Annotated in this window: 19 protein-coding genes; 9 read left to right on the forward strand and 10 right to left on the reverse strand. The window is 63.2% G+C overall.

Annotated features, from left to right (window positions below):
• The first annotated feature begins 25 nt into the window (after positions 1-25).
• The 4 genes from leuC (at position 26) to ABJ363_06265 (ending at position 3,801) form a co-directional block, all read left to right on the forward strand.
• On the forward strand, positions 26-1,438 hold the full coding sequence (gene leuC / locus ABJ363_06250) for a 3-isopropylmalate dehydratase large subunit (protein MEP4378583.1): 1,413 nt from the start codon (positions 26-28) through the stop codon (positions 1,436-1,438).
• A 90-nt stretch (positions 1,439-1,528) separates the two neighbouring features.
• Positions 1,529-2,149, forward strand: coding sequence for a 3-isopropylmalate dehydratase small subunit (leuD, locus tag ABJ363_06255; GenBank protein MEP4378584.1), 621 nt, complete (start codon positions 1,529-1,531; stop codon positions 2,147-2,149).
• A gap of 165 nt (positions 2,150-2,314) precedes the next feature.
• The gene (gene leuB, locus ABJ363_06260; GenBank protein ID MEP4378585.1) at positions 2,315-3,427 is read left to right on the forward strand and encodes a 3-isopropylmalate dehydrogenase; all 1,113 of its coding nucleotides are present in this window, start codon (positions 2,315-2,317) and stop codon (positions 3,425-3,427) included.
• Positions 3,428-3,504: 77 nt separating this feature from the next.
• The gene (locus tag ABJ363_06265) at positions 3,505-3,801 is read left to right on the forward strand and encodes a hypothetical protein (GenBank protein MEP4378586.1); all 297 of its coding nucleotides are present in this window, start codon (positions 3,505-3,507) and stop codon (positions 3,799-3,801) included.
• A gap of 15 nt (positions 3,802-3,816) precedes the next feature.
• Here the strand turns inward: ABJ363_06265 and ABJ363_06270 are convergent, their stop codons facing one another.
• The 3 genes from ABJ363_06270 to ABJ363_06280 are packed head-to-tail and all read right to left on the reverse strand — an operon-like array spanning position 3,817 to position 4,900.
• Entirely contained in the window at positions 3,817-4,230 is a 414-nt protein-coding gene (locus tag ABJ363_06270; protein MEP4378587.1) for a hypothetical protein, read from the reverse strand.
• Positions 4,231-4,536 carry an antibiotic biosynthesis monooxygenase family protein gene (locus ABJ363_06275; GenBank protein ID MEP4378588.1) on the reverse strand — a complete coding sequence of 102 codons (306 nt, stop codon included), beginning with the start codon at positions 4,534-4,536 and terminating at the stop codon, positions 4,231-4,233.
• Positions 4,537-4,546: 10 nt separating this feature from the next.
• The gene (locus ABJ363_06280) at positions 4,547-4,900 is read right to left on the reverse strand and encodes a DUF962 domain-containing protein (GenBank protein MEP4378589.1); all 354 of its coding nucleotides are present in this window, start codon (positions 4,898-4,900) and stop codon (positions 4,547-4,549) included.
• A gap of 47 nt (positions 4,901-4,947) precedes the next feature.
• On the opposite strand from ABJ363_06280, the gene ABJ363_06285 reads away from it, so the two are divergent.
• The 3 genes from ABJ363_06285 (at position 4,948) to ABJ363_06295 (ending at position 7,665) form a co-directional block, all read left to right on the forward strand.
• Entirely contained in the window at positions 4,948-5,751 is an 804-nt protein-coding gene (locus tag ABJ363_06285) for a methyltransferase domain-containing protein (protein MEP4378590.1), read from the forward strand.
• 111 nt (positions 5,752-5,862) lie between these two features.
• Positions 5,863-6,897 (forward strand): aspartate-semialdehyde dehydrogenase, encoded by a 1,035-nt coding sequence (locus tag ABJ363_06290; GenBank protein MEP4378591.1) that lies wholly within the window; start codon positions 5,863-5,865, stop codon positions 6,895-6,897.
• Between the two features lie 96 nt (positions 6,898-6,993).
• Positions 6,994-7,665, forward strand: coding sequence for a hypothetical protein (locus ABJ363_06295; GenBank protein MEP4378592.1), 672 nt, complete (start codon positions 6,994-6,996; stop codon positions 7,663-7,665).
• Here ABJ363_06295 and ABJ363_06300 read toward each other — a convergent pair.
• The 6 genes from ABJ363_06300 to ABJ363_06325 all read right to left on the reverse strand — a co-directional run bounded on the left by ABJ363_06300 (position 7,662) and on the right by ABJ363_06325 (position 13,306).
• Entirely contained in the window at positions 7,662-8,582 is a 921-nt protein-coding gene (locus ABJ363_06300; protein ID MEP4378593.1) for an EamA family transporter, read from the reverse strand. The genes ABJ363_06295 and ABJ363_06300 overlap by 4 nt on opposite strands.
• Positions 8,579-9,157 (reverse strand): NUDIX hydrolase, encoded by a 579-nt coding sequence (locus ABJ363_06305; GenBank protein MEP4378594.1) that lies wholly within the window; start codon positions 9,155-9,157, stop codon positions 8,579-8,581. The genes ABJ363_06300 and ABJ363_06305 overlap by 4 nt, the downstream gene beginning before the upstream one ends.
• On the reverse strand, positions 9,154-9,897 hold the full coding sequence (locus ABJ363_06310) for a TerC family protein (protein ID MEP4378595.1): 744 nt from the start codon (positions 9,895-9,897) through the stop codon (positions 9,154-9,156). Before ABJ363_06310 ends, ABJ363_06305 begins: the two co-directional genes overlap by 4 nt.
• Positions 9,898-9,924: 27 nt before the next feature.
• Positions 9,925-10,647, reverse strand: a complete 723-nt coding sequence (gene phbB, locus ABJ363_06315; GenBank protein ID MEP4378596.1) for an acetoacetyl-CoA reductase — start codon at positions 10,645-10,647, stop codon at positions 9,925-9,927.
• Positions 10,648-10,758: 111 nt separating this feature from the next.
• Positions 10,759-11,934, reverse strand: coding sequence for an acetyl-CoA C-acetyltransferase (locus ABJ363_06320; GenBank protein MEP4378597.1), 1,176 nt, complete (start codon positions 11,932-11,934; stop codon positions 10,759-10,761).
• Positions 11,935-12,058: 124 nt separating this feature from the next.
• On the reverse strand, positions 12,059-13,306 hold the full coding sequence (locus ABJ363_06325) for an alpha/beta fold hydrolase (GenBank protein MEP4378598.1): 1,248 nt from the start codon (positions 13,304-13,306) through the stop codon (positions 12,059-12,061).
• A 365-nt stretch (positions 13,307-13,671) separates the two neighbouring features.
• Between ABJ363_06325 and phaR the strand changes: the two genes are divergently transcribed.
• Entirely contained in the window at positions 13,672-14,262 is a 591-nt protein-coding gene (phaR, locus tag ABJ363_06330; protein MEP4378599.1) for a polyhydroxyalkanoate synthesis repressor PhaR, read from the forward strand.
• Between the two features lie 25 nt (positions 14,263-14,287).
• Here the strand turns inward: phaR and ABJ363_06335 are convergent, their stop codons facing one another.
• Entirely contained in the window at positions 14,288-15,991 is a 1,704-nt protein-coding gene (locus ABJ363_06335; GenBank protein MEP4378600.1) for a GGDEF and EAL domain-containing protein, read from the reverse strand.
• A 305-nt stretch (positions 15,992-16,296) separates the two neighbouring features.
• Here ABJ363_06335 and ABJ363_06340 point away from each other — a divergent pair, with 305 nt between their 5' ends.
• The gene (locus tag ABJ363_06340; GenBank protein MEP4378601.1) at positions 16,297-16,695 is read left to right on the forward strand and encodes a hypothetical protein; all 399 of its coding nucleotides are present in this window, start codon (positions 16,297-16,299) and stop codon (positions 16,693-16,695) included.
• Positions 16,696-16,745 lie beyond the last annotated feature (50 nt).

Below are 16,745 nucleotides of genomic sequence, written 5' to 3' on the forward strand. Positions count from 1 at the left end.
TTTTCTTAGCGGAAAGACGAAAACAATGGCTCAGCCGAGAACATTATTCGACAAAATCTGGGACTCGCACCTGGTCGAAACCCAGGACGACGGTACCTGCCTGATCTATATCGACCGGCATCTCGTGCATGAGGTGACCAGCCCGCAGGCATTCGAGGGGCTGCGCATGAACGGGCGTACGGTTCGCCGACCCGATGCGACGCTCGCCGTCGCCGATCACAATGTACCGACCACGGACCGCAGTGGCGGGATCGAAGATGAGGAATCGCGCATTCAGGTCGAGACCCTGACCCGCAACTGCGAGGAATTCGGGATCGAACTGTTCGAGATGGACGATATCCGTCAGGGCATCGTGCACATCATCGGCCCGGAACAGGGTTTCACCCTGCCGGGGACAACGATTGTGTGCGGCGACAGCCACACGGCCACCCATGGCGCGTTCGGTGCGCTGGCCTTCGGTATCGGGACATCGGAAGTCGAGCATGTGCTCGCCACCCAGACGTTGCTGCAGCGCCCGGCGAAGAATTTTCTCGTTTCCGTCGACGGCGACCTTTCCGTCGGTGTGACCGCGAAGGACATGATCCTCGCCATCATCGGCGCGATCGGCACGGCCGGCGGCACCGGCCACGTCATCGAGTATGCCGGTGACGCCGTTCAGGCGCTCTCGATGGAAGGGCGCATGACCATGTGCAACATGTCGATCGAGGGCGGCGCGCGCGCCGGCCTGGTCGCACCCGACGACACGGCCTACGAATATCTCAAGGGCCTCCCGATGGCGCCGAAGGGCGCGGCGTGGGAGGCGGCCGAGGCCTATTGGCGCACACTGCCCAGCGATGCGGGCGCGGTCTACGACAAGGAAGTGCGCCTGTCCGCGCCGGATATCCCGCCGCAGGTCACCTGGGGCACCAGCCCCGAGAATGTGGTGCCGATCACCGGCGAGGTCCCCGATCCCGAGAATGACGCCCAGGACGATAATCAGCGCCAGGCCTGGGAGCGGTCGCTGGAATATATGGACCTCGCGCCCGGCACGAAGATGGCCGATGTCACGGTCGACAAGGTGTTCATCGGCTCGTGTACCAATGGACGGATCGAGGATCTGCGCGCGGTCGCCGCGATCGCCGAAGGCCGCAAGGTCTCCGACAAGGTGCATGCGATGGTGGTGCCGGGCTCGGGCCTGGTGAAGGCGCAGGCCGAAGCCGAGGGGATCGACAAGATCCTGCTGGCCGCCGGCTTCGACTGGCGCGAGCCGGGTTGCTCCATGTGCCTGGCCATGAATGCCGACAAGCTGGCACCGGGCGAGCGCTGCGCGTCGACCTCGAATCGTAATTTCGAGGGCCGGCAGGGACGTGGCGGACGCACCCATCTGGTCAGCCCGGGCATGGCCGCCGCCGCCGCGATCGCGGGCAAGCTCACCGACGTGCGTGATCTGGACGCGTGAGCGACACGATCGTCAGAGATAATTCCGCGGCGCCAGGGCTCGCATGACATGCTGGCCGGGTGCCTCGTGCTCAAACGTTAGGAGTTGGGAATGGAAAAGTTCAACAAGGTGACCGGCGTGGCCGCACCGCTGCCGCTGGTCAATGTCGACACAGACAAGATCATCCCGAAGCAGTTCCTGAAGACGATCGCCCGCACGGGCCTCGGCAAGGGCCTGTTCTACGAGATGCGGACCAACGAAGACGGGACGGCGCGTGACGATTTCATCCTCGACCGGGAACCCTACACGAATGCGGAAATCCTGATCGCGGGTGACAATTTCGGCTGCGGCTCCTCACGCGAGCATGCCCCCTGGGCGCTCCAGGATTTCGGCATCAAGGTGGTGATCGCGCCGACTTTCGCCGATATCTTCTACAACAACAGCTTCAAGAACGGCATGCTTCTGATCAAGCTGCCCCAGGAACAGATCGACGTTCTGATGTCGGTGGCGAGCGACCCGGAGAACCCGGAGATTTCGGTCGACCTGGAAAAGCAGGAAATCCATGCGCCCAACGGCGTCGTCTATCCGTTCGAACTCGATCCGTTCCTCAAGCAATGCCTGCTGGAAGGCCTCGATGATATCGGCCTGACCATGCAGCAGGGCAGCAAGATTGCGGACTTCGAGGGCGGCCAGAGCAGCGAGCAGCCCTGGCTTTACAAGAACGCATCGTAACGAACATTGATCGTCATTCCCGCGCAGGCGGGAATCCATAAACTCCGTGATTACCTGATCGGGTGCGGTGACTATGGACCCCCGCCTGCGCGGGGGTGACGATCCGGGAAATAGCACACTCCGAGCGAACGCCGCCGGAGACGAAAATAAGGGGAGATTTTATCGATGGCCGCGAACAAGAGCGTGTTGGTCCTGCCGGGCGACGGCATCGGACCCGAGGTGATGGAACAGGTCCGCCGCGTGATGGGCTGGTTCGAGGCGAAGGAAGCCGTTCGTTTCGAGATCGACGAGGCGCCGGTCGGTGGCGCCTGCTACGACGCCCACGGGGTCTCGATCCAGGAAGAGACCATGGAGAAGGCGATGACCCTCGACGCGGTGCTGTTCGGCGCCGTCGGTGGCCCGAAATGGGATGATGTGCCGCGCGAGCACCGGCCCGAAGCGGGCCTGTTGCGCCTGCGCAAGGACCTCGATCTGTTCGCCAACCTCCGTCCGGCCGTGGTGATGGACGCCATGGTCGAGGCCTCGACATTGAAACCCGAAGTGGTCAAGGGGCTGGACATCATGATCCTGCGTGAGCTCACCTCGGGCGTCTATTTCGGCCAGCCGAAAGGTGAGCAGACCCTGGAGGACGGTACCGTCCGTGTCGTCGATACCCAGGCCTATACCAAGGACGAGATCGTCCGGATCTGTCGGGTCGCCTTCGAGCTGGCACGCAAGCGCGGCAACAAGGTGCATTGCGCGGAAAAATCCAACGTCATGGAGACCGGCGTGTTCTGGCGGCAGGTCTCGGCCGAAGTGGCGAAGGAATATCCCGACGTCGAGTTCCACCACATCCTGGCCGACAATTGCGCCATGCAGCTGATTCGCTACCCGCACCAGTTCGACGTGATCGTCACCGATAACCTGTTCGGCGATATCCTGTCGGACGAGGCGGCGATGATGACGGGCTCACTCGGCATGCTGCCGTCGGCCAGCCTCGGTGCACCGGACCCGGTCACGGGCGCGCGCAAGGCGATGTACGAGCCGGTCCATGGTTCGGCACCGGATATCGCCGGGCAGGGCAAGGCCAATCCGATCGCCATGCTGCTCTCCTTCGGCATGATGCTGCGGTATTCCTACGATCTGGGCCGCGAGGCCGATCTGGTCGAACAGGCGGCGCAGAATGTGCTGAATGAGGGCTTCCGCACCGCCGACATCATGCAAGACGGCTGCACGCCGGTGTCGACCGAGGAGATGGGCAACCATTTGCTGGCCGAACTCGACCGGATTACGGCATAGCTGGCTCAATGAGGCGTGATTTGACGCCGCGCGACGTATGGGGCTAGCCTCTGTGCGACCAATCCGGGGTTTGGCCCATGCGTACGATCATTCTTGGCATTACCATCGTCGCGCCGTGCTTTCTGGCGGCGCCTGCGTCTGCGCAGCAGGTCGTCGAAACCACAACGGGCATCCAGCATGCCAGCGGGCAGTGCGGGGTCTCCCAGGCTATGCTCGCTGCGATCGAGCAGGGCGAGGCAGACCGTCAGGTCGATACCAAAACCCGTATCAACGCGTTTCTGGACAACGCGTTGGCCAGTTCTCGCAGCCGCGCGCCGGTCAAGACGGAAGGTCAGTCACCCGTCATGTTCCCGCCGTTTCGTTCCGGGGGCTGAAACCAAAAAAAACGTCTATGGCGTGATGCAGTCGTCGTTGCTGCTGTTGGCACCGACGCCGCCGATCGCGCGCAGGTAATCCGTCTCGACCCCGCGCGGCCAGATGATCTGAATGCGGTTGGGTGAAATGAAGATCACCCGCGCCGCGTCGTCTTCGCGCCTTGGCGTGGCAACGGCCGGCGGCCCGTACCAGACGAACGTACCGTCAATCCCCTCGCCGAAGACGATCGGGCGCGCGACCCTGACATTCACCCGGTTGCCGCGGACGATCAGGCAATTCTCGCGGAACCCGATGATGTTGCCATGCGCCCGCAGCGCGGTCGGCGAGGCGGCATGCCAGTCGCCGACCAGCGGGTTGTCGGGCGGGCCGCCGGCGCAGGCCGCCAGCGCCAACATCAACACGCCGGCACGCACAGACGATGAAATCACCTAGCCGTCGTTCTCGCTGTAGCAGGCTTCGACATGCGTGGTTGTGTATTCACCCGTGAAGAATCTTTCGATCGCCGGGAGGACATTGTCCTTCATGGTGCCGCTCGCTTCGTATTCGGTCATGTGGGATTCGCTGTCCCACAGGCTGAGCGTAAATCCGGCGTCGGGATCGTTGGTATCCCGAAACAGGTAACGGCCCTTGAGGCCCGGTTGCGGCCCCGCTTTGCCGACGACATCCTTGAAGGCGGCCTCGAAAGCGTCCCACTGTCCCGGCTGGATTTTCCCCCAGCTTATACGTGCGTGCATGATTTCCTCCTCAGGGTTGCGGTGAACCAGTTTTCTGACCGACGCCCGCGCCCGCGAGTTCGGAAGCCAGGCGCCCGGTCATCCAAAGGTACAACATCCGGAAGTCGCTGAGCAGTGACCAGACCGGATGGGTAAAAGTGGTGGGGCGGTTGCGTTCGACCAGCCCGTGGGCGATCCAGGCCGGACCATAGCCGGCCACCAGAGCCACGAGCACGAGCCACCACGGGCCGACGACAACGGAAAACCCGACCAGCAGCAGGCCCGCGAGCGTGCCTGCATAGTGCAGCGCGCGGGTTTGTGGGCGGGCATGGTCGCGCAGATAATGCGGCCAGAAGTCGGCATAGGTGGAAAACCGTTCGGTCATGGCGCGAATTCTGGCACATAGAAAGCCGGCAAGGCGAGGAGACAGGTGTGCCCGATATTTATGTGAACCCGGATGCGATCCCGGAAGAGATTCTGGAGGCGATGAAGGAAAGTCTGGAACGCCGTGCGGCGACCCCGCAGCAGACGGCAGCACTCCGCTCGTATCTCGCAGACGTTGACTTTCCCGCGGGCGCACGGGTGCTCGATATCGGCTGCGGCACGGGCCCCCAGTCCCGGATGATTGCCGCCATACCGGGCGTGGGCGAGGTGGTGGGTGTCGATCAGCTCGAACCTTTCCTCGAGCGTGGACGCGAGCTGGCCGCGGAACTTCCGAATGTATCCTTCGAACAGGCGGACGCGCGCGAACTGCCGTTCGGCGATGCCGACTTCGACGTCGTCGTGCTGCACACGCTGCTGACCCATGTGCCCGGCCCGGAAGCTGTTCTGGCCGAAGTGCGACGAGTCCTGAAGCCCGGAGGCGTGGTTGCGATCTATGACGGCGACTTCACGACCATGTCCGTCGCTCTGACCGACGACGACCCGTTGCAGGTCTGCGTCGATGCCTTCGTCGACGACAATGTGAATGACCGCTGGCTCGTACGCCGGTTGCCCGGCATGTTGCGCGATATCGGGTTCGACGCGGCCCCGACGCGCAGTCACGGCCATCTGGACACAGACGAACCCGTGTTGACCCTGGGCTGGACCTTGCGCGGCGCCTACTACCTGGTCGCGGCGGGCAAGATCGCGCAGGCCGAAGCCGATGCGTTGGAGGCGGAGGCCCGCCGGCGGATCGATGCCGGCACGTTCTACGGCTACATGAACTATGTGAGCATCCTCGCGCACAAGACATAGGCCGGGGTTTGCGCCGCGTTTCGGTGCACAAACCTTGCAAAACCGGCATTTCGGGCTTATGTCAACGCCCGCACCCCGGGCAATGTGGCCGGGGATCAAAGGATAGGACCCATGGGCTATAAGGTTGCGGTGGTCGGCGCGACAGGCAATGTCGGCCGCGAACTCCTGCAAACGCTGGCGGAGCGCGAGTTCCCGGCGGATGAGGTTGTCGCTTTGGCGAGCGAGCGTTCGGTCGGGCGCGAGGTCTCTTTTGGTGAGGACCAGACTCTGATCGTTCAGAACCTGGCCGAATACGACTTCGCCGGCACCGATATCGGCCTGTTCTCGCCCGGCTCGGCTGTGTCGGCGAAATACGCGCCCAAGGCCGCGGCGGCGGGCTGCATCGTCATCGACAATACGTCCCAGTTCCGCATGGATCCCGACGTGCCGCTGATCGTGCCCGAGGTCAATCCCGAGGCGGCGGCCGGCTATACCAAGCGCAACATCATCGCCAACCCGAACTGCTCGACGATCCAGATGGTCGTCGCCCTCAAGCCCCTGCATGATGCCTTCGGCATCGAGCGGGTGGTCGTCTCGACCTACCAGTCGGTGTCGGGTGCGGGCAAGGACGCGATGGACGAGCTCTTCAACCAGACGCGCGCCGTTTATGTGAACGACCCGGTCGAGCCGAAACAGTTCACCAAGCCGATCGCCTTCAACGTCATTCCCCATATCGACGTGTTCATGGATGACGGGTCGACCAAGGAAGAGTGGAAGATGACGGTCGAGACCAAGAAGATTCTCGACCCGAAGATCAAGCTGACGGCCACCTGTGTGCGGGTGCCCGTGTTCATCAGCCATGCCGAATCGATCAATATCCAGTTCGCCAAAGAGGTTTCCACCAAGGACGCCCGCGCGGCCCTGCGCGCATCACCCGGCGTGGTGCTGGTCGATCACCGTGCCGATGAGGGCTATGTCACACCCAAGGAAGCGGCCGGCGAAGACGGGGTTTATGTCAGCCGTATCCGTGAGGATTCGACGATCGACAACGGGCTGAATATCTGGGTCGTTTCGGACAATCTGCGTAAGGGCGCGGCCCTGAACACGGTCCAGATCGCCGAGTTGCTCGACCGCGACTATCTGAAGAAGGCCATCGCGGCGGAGTAGCTGAGCTAGTTTGCGACACCTCATCCTGAGCCTGGCGAAGGACAGGGTGGCGCTCCGTTCCTCATACTTCGACGCGCTCAGCATGAGGAATTCAGCATGCGTATGGACCATATCAAGTCTGCGCTTGCCGAGCACGGGCTGATCCCGCGCGGCGGGTTCCATCCGGTACTCGAAGACAAGGTGCCGGGGGATCCAGCGACCCTCGTCTTGGTCGGCAATGCCGGGCCGGACATGTGGGCGGCGTTCGATGCCGTGCGCGGCGACTATCCAGGCGATGCCAATCCTCTCGATGCGTGGATTTTGGATGTCTTGACCGACATTGCGGCGTCGCTCGGCGCCACGCCCCTGTTTCCCTCCGGTGGGCCACCCCATTTGCCGTTCCAGCGCTGGGCGCAACAGACCGAGCCGGTTTATCCCTCGCCGGTCGGTGTGCTGATCCATCCGGTGTTCGGGTTGTGGCACGCCTACCGCGGAGCCTTGGCCTTTTCTGAAAAACTCGAACTCACGACACCGGATCCAACGCCGTCACCCTGTGATAGTTGCGCCGACAAGCCCTGCCTGTCCGCCTGCCCTGTGAGCGCTTTTGACGGGTCGGCCTATGACGTGCGCGCCTGCGCCGGGCATATCACGGCGGCGGACAGCGGCGATTGCATGGGAAGGGGGTGCCTGGCGCGGCGGGCCTGTCCGGTCGGGCAGGATTACATGTATACGCCCGCCCAGGCCGCGTTCCACATGCGTGCCTTCGTGAACGCCCAGGCGGGCGGCTAGCCTCTGGCTGTCAGCATCTCGCGGGCGGCGAGCAACCCGCCCCCGACGATAAGTAAACAGGCCGCGACCAACGTCCATGTTCCCGCCGCCAGCCCGGTGGCGACCAGCAGCACGGTCGAGAGCAGGGGGGCGGCGTAGGCGGCGGCACCGAGTACCCGCAGGTCGCCATGCTTGACGCCATGATCCCAGACGAAGAAGGCTGCGCCCACCGGGCCGAGGCCGAGGCCGAGCACCGCCAGCCAGGCGATGATTCCGTCCGGCCAGACGGTCGTCTCGAGTGCGAAATGTGCGGCACATGCCAGCAACGCGGTACCGCCGCAGAAGGCGCCGACCGCGTCGGTCGAGATGTGGGCGAAGCGTCGCGACAACACCGAGTAGCCCGACCAGGCCAGCGCGGCCCCGGCAGCGGCCAGATAACCGTCGATGTAGTCCGGGCGGACCTGCAGGCTGGCGTCCCACGGGCCGTTGCCCATGACGATCAAGGCGGTGCCGGCGAAGCCCAGGGCGGCGCCCGCGAGGTGATACCAGCGCAGGCGACCGACGCCGGTGTCGGACGGTAACAGGGCCGAAAAAAGAACGATCAGCATGGGCCAGAGATAGTTGATCAGGTTGGCGTCGGCCGGCGGCGCGTTCTGGATGCCGGCGAAATAGAGCAGGTGATAGCCGAACAGACCGGTGATCCCGAGCGCCCAAACAGGCGCCGGCTGGCGCAGATGGCTCAGAGGGTTCTCGCCGCGCAGCAGCCAGATGGTTGCGGCGAGAACAAAGACGATGGTGAAGGCCATCGCCACGAGCTGCAGGGGCGGGACCGGGCCGGCAAGCGCGCCGAACAGCGCGAGTGTGGACCAGATCAGCACCGCCGACAGGCCGATCAGCGTGGCCCGGCGCCTGCTGCTTGTCCCCGGTGTGGTGTTCACCGAGGTTCGGGCCGCCGAGACGAGACCAGCGTGGCGGCTTGCATGATGATGCGGACCGTCTCGGACCAGAGCGACAATTCCCCGATCCGGTCGAGCGGCCACCATTCGGCGTGGGCGGCGTCGCCACCGGCCACGGGGTCGCCGCCGACCCAGACCGCTGCGCAATCGACGAGGGTGTAATGGTAGCGTATGCGCGCCATGTCCTGCCGTGGCGTGTCCTCTAGCGGCCTGCCATGCAGCGCGGTGACATTCGTGGCGTCGTCGTCGTTCGCCGCCGCCAGCCCAGTGTCTTCGGTGCCGATACCGGCCGTCCCGGGGCGCGGCGGGTCGCCGTCCCTGACGATCGCATCGACCACATCGACGATGCCGATCACGTCGATCTCCACGGCGGTCTCCTCGCGCACTTCGCGCACGGCGGTGTCCTGCCAGGTCTCGCCGAGTTCCTGTTTGCCGCCGGGGATGCTCCACTGGCCGAGGCGCGGCTCACGCCCGCGGCGGATCATCAGGACTTCATCCGCCCGCAGCACGACAACCCCGACCCCCACGATGGGCCGGTCGGGATATTCGCGGCTCATTCGGCGGTTTCTCGTGTCGTGCCGTTACGCCGTTTGCGGGCAATCAGGTTGAGAATTTCGATCGCCGTGGCGAAGGCGACGCCGAAATAGAGATAGCCGCGCGGGATGTGGAATTCGAACCCGTCGGCGATCAGTGCCACGCCGATCAGCAGCAGGAATGACAGCGCCAGCATTTTCACCGTCGGATGCCGTTGCACGAAGGCGCTGAGGGGTTCCGCCGCGACGATCATGACGCCGATGGCAATGGTCACGGCGGCCACCATGATGACGATCTCGTCGGCCATGCCGATGGCGGTCAGGACCGAATCCAGCGAGAAGACCAGATCGAGCAGGAAGATCTGCACCAGCACGGCGGCGAAGACCGCCGAGCCGGGTTTGCCGCCATGGCCATGCCCGTCTGTATCGCCTTCGAGCATGACGTGGATTTCGGTTGTGGCCTTGTAGATCAGGAACAACCCGCCGACCGCGAGGATCAGGTCCCGCCAGGACAATTCGATGCCCAGGAATGACGCAAACGGCGCGGTCAGTCCGATCAGCCAGCCGAGCGCGAGCAGCAGCACCACCCGGCCGCCGAGCGCCATGATCAGCCCGATCCGCCGGGCGCGCGGTTGCTGTGCGGCCGGCAGGCGCGATGTGACGATCGACAGGAAAATCACATTGTCGACGCCAAGCACGACCTCGAGCAGGGTCAAGGTCAGCAGGCTGGCCCACGCGGCCGGGTCGGTCAGCAGTTCGAGCATTTCCGGGTACTGTCGGTTCCCGGCGGCTTAGTACATATGCTGGCCACCGTTGATCGAAAGGGTCGACCCGGTGATGAAGTCGGCGTTGTCGGCCGTCAGGAAAATAACGCCGCGCGCAATGTCGTCGGCCTTGCCCAGCCGCCCGACGGGGATGCCCGCGATAATTTTCTCAAGCACGTCCGGCGGGACCGCGCGCACCATATCGGTGTCCACATAGCCCGGCGCGATGGCGTTGACCGTGATGTTCTTTGACGCGCCTTCCTGGGCGAGTGCCTTGGTGAAACCGTGAATACCCGACTTCGTGGCGGCGTAGTTGACCTGGCCATACTGGCCGGCCTGGCCGTTGATCGAACCGATGTTCACGATCCGGCCGAAGCTGCGCTCGCGCATGCCCTCGATGACTGCGCGCGAACAGTTGAATACGCCCGACAGGTTGGTGTCGATCACGTCCTTCCACTGTTCGTAGGTCATCCGGTGCATGGTGCCGTCACGGGTGATACCGGCGTTGTTGACCAGAATCTCGATGGGCCCGAGATCCTTCTCGATCTCGGCGGCGGCGGCCGCGACAGCCTCATGGTCGGAGACATCGAACTTCATGGCCTTGATGCCGGTGGCCTCTTCGAATTCGCGTGCGGCGTGATCGTTGCCGGCATAGTTGACGACGACGTCGCGGCCCGCATTTTTCAATGCGATCGCAATTGCGGCACCGATCCCTCGTGTGCCGCCTGTAACCAATGCAACTCGACCCATTTCACTCTCCCAGTTAGGCGGAATGCCGACGCCTGTAACCGGCGTTCTCGTGCTGCCCGCGTTGAAATTTGCGTTCCCCGTTATTCCGGTGCGGCTTGCGCTGCGCGACGCCTAGTCGCGTTCGACGCAGAGCGCGATGCCCATGCCGCCGCCGATACACAGGGTGGTGAGACCCTTCTTGGCATCGCGTTTCTGCATCTCGTGCAGCAGGGTGACCAGCACCCGCGCGCCGGACGCACCGATCGGGTGGCCGATGGCGATGGCGCCGCCGTTGACGTTGACGATCTCCGGGTCCCAGCCCATGTCGCGATTGACCGCGATGGCCTGGGCAGCGAAGGCCTCGTTGGCCTCAACCAGATCCACATCGTCGACGCTCCAGCCGGCCCGCTCCAGTGCCTTGCGGCTGGCCGGGATCGGGCCCGAGCCCATCACGGCGGGATCGACGCCGGCGGTCGCCCAGGAGGCGATCCGCGCCAGCGGGGTAATGCCGCGTTTGGCGGCCTCGTCCGAGCTCATCAGTACTGCCGCAGCACCGCCGTCATTGATCCCCGAGGCGTTGCCCGCGGTGACGGTGCCCTCCTTGGAGAAAGCGGGGCGGAGCTTGCCCAGCGTTTCGGCCGTGGTGCCGTGCCGGGGATACTCGTCGGCGTCGACCACGATGTCGCCCTTGCGTGTCTGGATCGTGACGGCCGCGATCTCGTCGGCGAACCGTCCGTCATTCTGGGCGGCTTCGGCCTTCTGCTGGGAGCCGGCCGCAAACGCATCCTGCTCATCACGCGTGATCTGCCACTTCTCCGCGACATTCTCCGCCGTGGTGCCCATGTGGTAGCCCATCAGCGAGCACCACAAGCCGTCATTGATCATCGTGTCGACAAATTTGACGTCACCCATCTTGGTGCCGTTGCGCATTTGCGACGCATGGGGCGACTGGCTCATGCTCTCCTGGCCGCCCGCGACGACGACATCCGCCTCGCCAAGTTTGATCGACTGGAAACCCTGGGCGACGGCGCGCAGGCCCGAGCCGCATACCTGGTTGATCAGATAGGCCGTCCGGTCTTCCGGGATACCCGCGGCCAGCAGCGCCTGGCGGGCCGGGTTCATGCCGGTCGCGGCGGTCAGGACCTGACCCATCACCACTTCGTCGACATCCGCCGCCGGGACGCCGGCCCGCTCGAGTGCGTTTGAAATGGCAACCGTACCAAGCTCCGCGCCGCTGAGGCTGGCAAGTGCGCCGTTGAAGGCTCCGACAGGTGTCCGGGCTGCCCCGGCAATCACGACGTCCGACATTTAGCTCTCCTGATTAAGGCTGCGGATCGATCCGGGTTCGTTGCGCATCGCACAAACTCCCTGAAACCCGCCGATTTTCAGACTTCATTGGATATAGACCGGGTTGGAGGCCGAGTCCAGCATACTACCGGCACGAGACATCTGACAGCCAGTCACCGAGCGGTTCCCAAACAAGTTTCCGGGCGCGAGACCCCGCGACCATCCCGATATGTCCGAGCGGCGGGCTGCTGGCTTCGGCGTTCGGCAATGCGTCGGCCAGAGATTGTGCCGATGCCGGCGGGACGATGCGGTCCTGGCGGGGGATCAGCACCCGCGCCGGGACGGTAATCGCCTCGGGACGGACCGCGGCACCCGCGATTTCCCAACGGCCTTCATGGGGCGTGTTGCGGCCGTACCAGCCGCCCATGCATTCGCGTGCAACGGGTCCGGACAACGGCACCCCGTCATTCAGCCAGTCTTCCAGCGCCACGAAGTCAGTCGCCGCCTGGCTGTTCGGTTGCGCCGTAGCAAAACGGATGAATTTGCGGGGGACCATGAACGGATCGAGCGCCGAGAACATCGACTGGATGATATCCACCGGCAGTTCGCCATATGCCTCCAGAAGGGTAGCCGAGGCCTCGACCGCGCGGGCGAGCGCTTCGGCATGGGCCTTGCGCTCGGCGTGGAAATTCCATGGGGTGGCGAGCAAGCCAAGCGCGGAGACTTCGGTCGGCCGCTGCGCCGCGAGCGCCAGCGCCAGCAGGCCGCCCATGCAATAACCGACGACCGGCACCGGTCCTTTTGCCAGTGCGACAGCCTGGCCCAGTGCACCCGCGAGCGGCCCGGTGATGTAGTCGGTGAGCGTGAAGTTGCGTTCCGCCGGTCCGGGCAGGCCCCAGTCCACCAGAAGGGGGCGAAGGCCGGTCTCGGCCGCGAGCCAGCGCATCAGGCTGCGCCGTTCGGACAGATCGAGGATATAGGCCCGGTTGATCAGGGACGGCACGAACAGAACCGGCTGTCCGTCACCGTGCCCGTAGTCGAGCAGCCGGGCCGCGCCCGATTTCCATAAGGTTGGCGGGTCGGCCAGGTCGCGATGATAGGGATGGTGCCTGTAGGCGTTCACGCCGGCGGAGAACGCGGTCAGCCGTGCGGCAATCTCGGCCTCGACGGCGTCGGCGAGAGGGTCAGCCTCGTTTTCGGCCGCCGGTTCCGCCGGCAGGTTTTTTTGCAGCTGTGCGGCCCGCGCGGCCACTTCCGGCTTCCAGACGATGGAGGCGTTCCTCAACATCGGCAAGGCGCCGCGTGAGCTCGACCAGCTGTTGATCGCGGTCATCAGGTGCAGCGGCAGCGGGCGCGGCCCCAGCCTCGGATGCATGTTGATCTTTGGGTCCATCGGATCGGTCCGTCGTTGCGCGCATATTGTCGGACATCTGCGCCATGAGCGCAGCCAGCCCGGGGGCGCCCATGGGGTTCGTGAGTCCACCCAGTTGCGTCATCGTATCGAAGAAACGTGCGGTTTGTTCGGCCAGATCGGGATCGGCCGCCATGGCCGAAAGCTGATCCTCCCATAGATCGAGATACTGCCGTGCGAGGGCTGCGAAATCCGGCTGATCGGTCATGATGTCCGACTATAGCCCCACGCTTCCGGGAATCGCCACCGGGACAATCGATGGAGACAAATATCCGCTGCGATGCAACATAATTTCTTTTTCTGCTATACTGGGGGTCTTAACGACGAACATTGCGGTTCCGTGAATCATGGCCAAATCAGACGAAACAGATCCGATCATCATCAAGAAGTACGCCAATCGGCGACTCTACAACACGTCGACGAGCAAGTACGTGACCCTCGATGATTTGTCCCAGATGGTGAAAGACGGAACCGAGTTCCAGGTGGTCGATGCCAAATCGGGCGACAATATCACCCGCTCTGTCCTGACCCAGATCATCTTTGAAGAAGAATCGAAGGGCCAGAACCTTCTGCCCGTCAGCTTCCTGCGCCAGCTTATCCAGTTCTATGGCGACAGCCTTCAGACAATGGTGCCGAACTATCTCGAAGCGTCGATGGATGCGTTTTCGAACAATCAGGAACGCATGCGCGACTATATGCAGAACGCCGTCGGCCAGACGATGAACCCGTTTGCCCAATGGGAGGAGCTCGGCCGCCAGAACATGGCGATGTTCGAACGTGCCTTCCAGATGTTCACGCCCTACGGCGCGGCTGGTGCCGGTGAACCGGGAAATGAAGAAGGCGGGTCGGCGGCCCCGTCCGATGACGAATCGAAGCTTGATGATCTGAAGACTCAGGTCGAGAGCTTGCGTCGCCAGCTCGACGATTTGGCGCGCTGAACGCCATGAGGCCCGAATTCGGGGCCTAGGCCATCCAGTCGGGGTCGATCTCCGGCCGTCCGCAATGCCAGCCCTGAAGATAGTCGACCCCTTCGCGCCGGAGGAGTTCGGCTTCCTCTTCGGTTTCGACCCATTCCGCGACGGATTCAAGCCCGATTCCCTTGGCCAGATTGATCAGGGTGCGGACGAATAAAAGATTGTCTTCGTTGTGCACCAGATCGCGTACGAACGACCCGTCGATTTTGACCATCGCGACATTGAGCGCGCGCAGATGTCGGAAGGATGTGAAGCCGGCGCCGAAATCATCCAGCGCCACCCGGCAGCCGAACTTGTTGAGCGCGTCGACGAAGCGCGAAGATTCATCGATATCGTCGAGCGCGACTGTCTCCGTAATTTCGAGGATCAGACGTGTCGCGAGATCGCGGCGGTCCTGCAGGCGTTCCTCAAGCTGCCGTAGCCACAGCGGATCGACTGCGGTCATACCCGAAACGTTGATCGACAGGTTCATCGCCGGGTTGCGCTCGAGCGCGTCGAGCCCCAGATCGAGCACTTTCCGGTCGATCAGGCGCATCAGGCCCATTTGCTCGACGACGGGTACGAATCCGCCGGCCGCGACCGGATTGCCTTCCAGATCCAGCATGCGCGCGAGGCCTTCATAGAAGATGACCTCGCCGGTCGCAGTCGACATGATCGGTTGATAGGCGAGCTTGAAACGCCCCTCGTTGAGTGCCTGTTTGACTTGCTCCGCGACCACGAGATCGGGGCGTTCCGTACGGGTATGCTCCGGCATGTCGCTGTATTCGAGATAGCAGTCGCATCCCAGGCGCCGTGCGCCGCGCAGGGCGTTGTCAGCATTGGCCACGATCTCATGTGCCGTCAACGCATCGGTCGGGAATATCGAGATGCCGATCGAGCCGGTGATCGTCATCTGACCCGCCGGCGTGGAAATGGGGGTTTCGCGGATCGTCGCCAGGAAACGGCTTGCGATTGTCGAGATCTCGGACGTGTTGCATTGGTTGACGATCACGGCGAAGCGGTCGGACCCGACCCGACCCACCACGTCGCCGACGCGCATGCTTTCCTCGATACGCCGCGCGGTCGCCAGGACGATGGCGTCGGCCGTCTCTTCGCCATACACGTCGGACACGATATTCAGCTTGTCGAGCCCGACCAGAAGCAGCCCGCCTTGCCGATTACGGTGCAGGCCCTGCTTGATTGTGTGTTCCAGCGCTTCGCGCAGTCGCAGCCGGTTGTACTGACCGGTCAGCGCGTCGTGATTCGAAAGGAAGTTTACTTCTTCCTCGGAACGTTTCCGGTCGTCGATGCAACGGACCATGCCGGTCAGTCGCATTGGTTTGCCGTTCGAAGACTTGGTGACGACGGCGCGTTCGCGAATCCAGATGAACTGGCCGGAATCGTCACGCAGCCTGAATTCGCGGTCAAAGGAATCACTGCGCACGAAGTGGTTCGACAATGCGATCATGCGGTGCGGCAGGTCTTCGGGATGGATCCGGCTGAGGAAGGTGTCTCCCGTCGCGACGCTGCCTGTATCCGAAATATTGATGATCTCCGATACCTGGCCGGTCCAGCCAATTGTGTCGGTTTCCAGATCCCATTCGTAGAAGAGGTCGCCGGATGCCACAAGCAGCCCAACCAGATCCGACAGCGGCATGCTATCGACTGGTTCGGGTACACTTCCCGCTTCGGCCATGTGGGCCAGGTCCGACATTCTGTACCTCCTACCTGAAGGTTGATTTCTTCAACCCGCACTTTCTGCGCGGACAATTCACCGGCACTTTACGTGGCCAGTTCTTAACAAAGGGTAATAATTGCCGATAAAACATTTACATAGGAAAAAAATTCCGACTAACCCCGGGTGCGTTATGGTATTTATGGTTAACGAAATATACAATTGTAAGTAATCATAGATTATTCTTTAAGAGTATTTCTGTAAATTTGTAAATATCTGAAGTTCGCAATACCGGGCGCGAAGTGACACCAAACCTACCAGGCCGTATCGGGATAGGCGCAGACGTGGCGGCAACAAATGCCGCCCGCCTGCGCGCTGCTGCCGAAGCCGCCGCTCAGCGTGTCGGATACATCTCCGCTACGCCGGGCCCCGATCAACACGAACGTCAGAATGTTCATCTGTCGTCGCGCATGGCGCGCGCGCGGGTGATTGTCGAACTGGATCTCCAGCACGAATCCCGGGCTCGGACCACGACACGCCGCGCGCCGGTGCACAATGGTCCGAACCCGCTTTTCCTGGCGCAGTATTTGGCGCAGGAGACGGCGAACGCCGATGGCGATGCCGTCGTCCGGTCCCGGGCTGCGGCGCATTATCCGTCCCTGGGGTTTGAGCAGGATATCCTGCTTCCCGGTGATGCGGGGGTCTTCGTCGGCGACGCCCCACGGGTCGACATCTACGTTTGATCGGTCGGAAATTTTGGCGCGGTCCGAACCCGGCGCATTGCAGTGACCCT

The organism is Alphaproteobacteria bacterium, assembly GCA_039980135.1.
Classification (GTDB): Bacteria; Pseudomonadota; Alphaproteobacteria; order UBA6615; family UBA6615; genus UBA8079.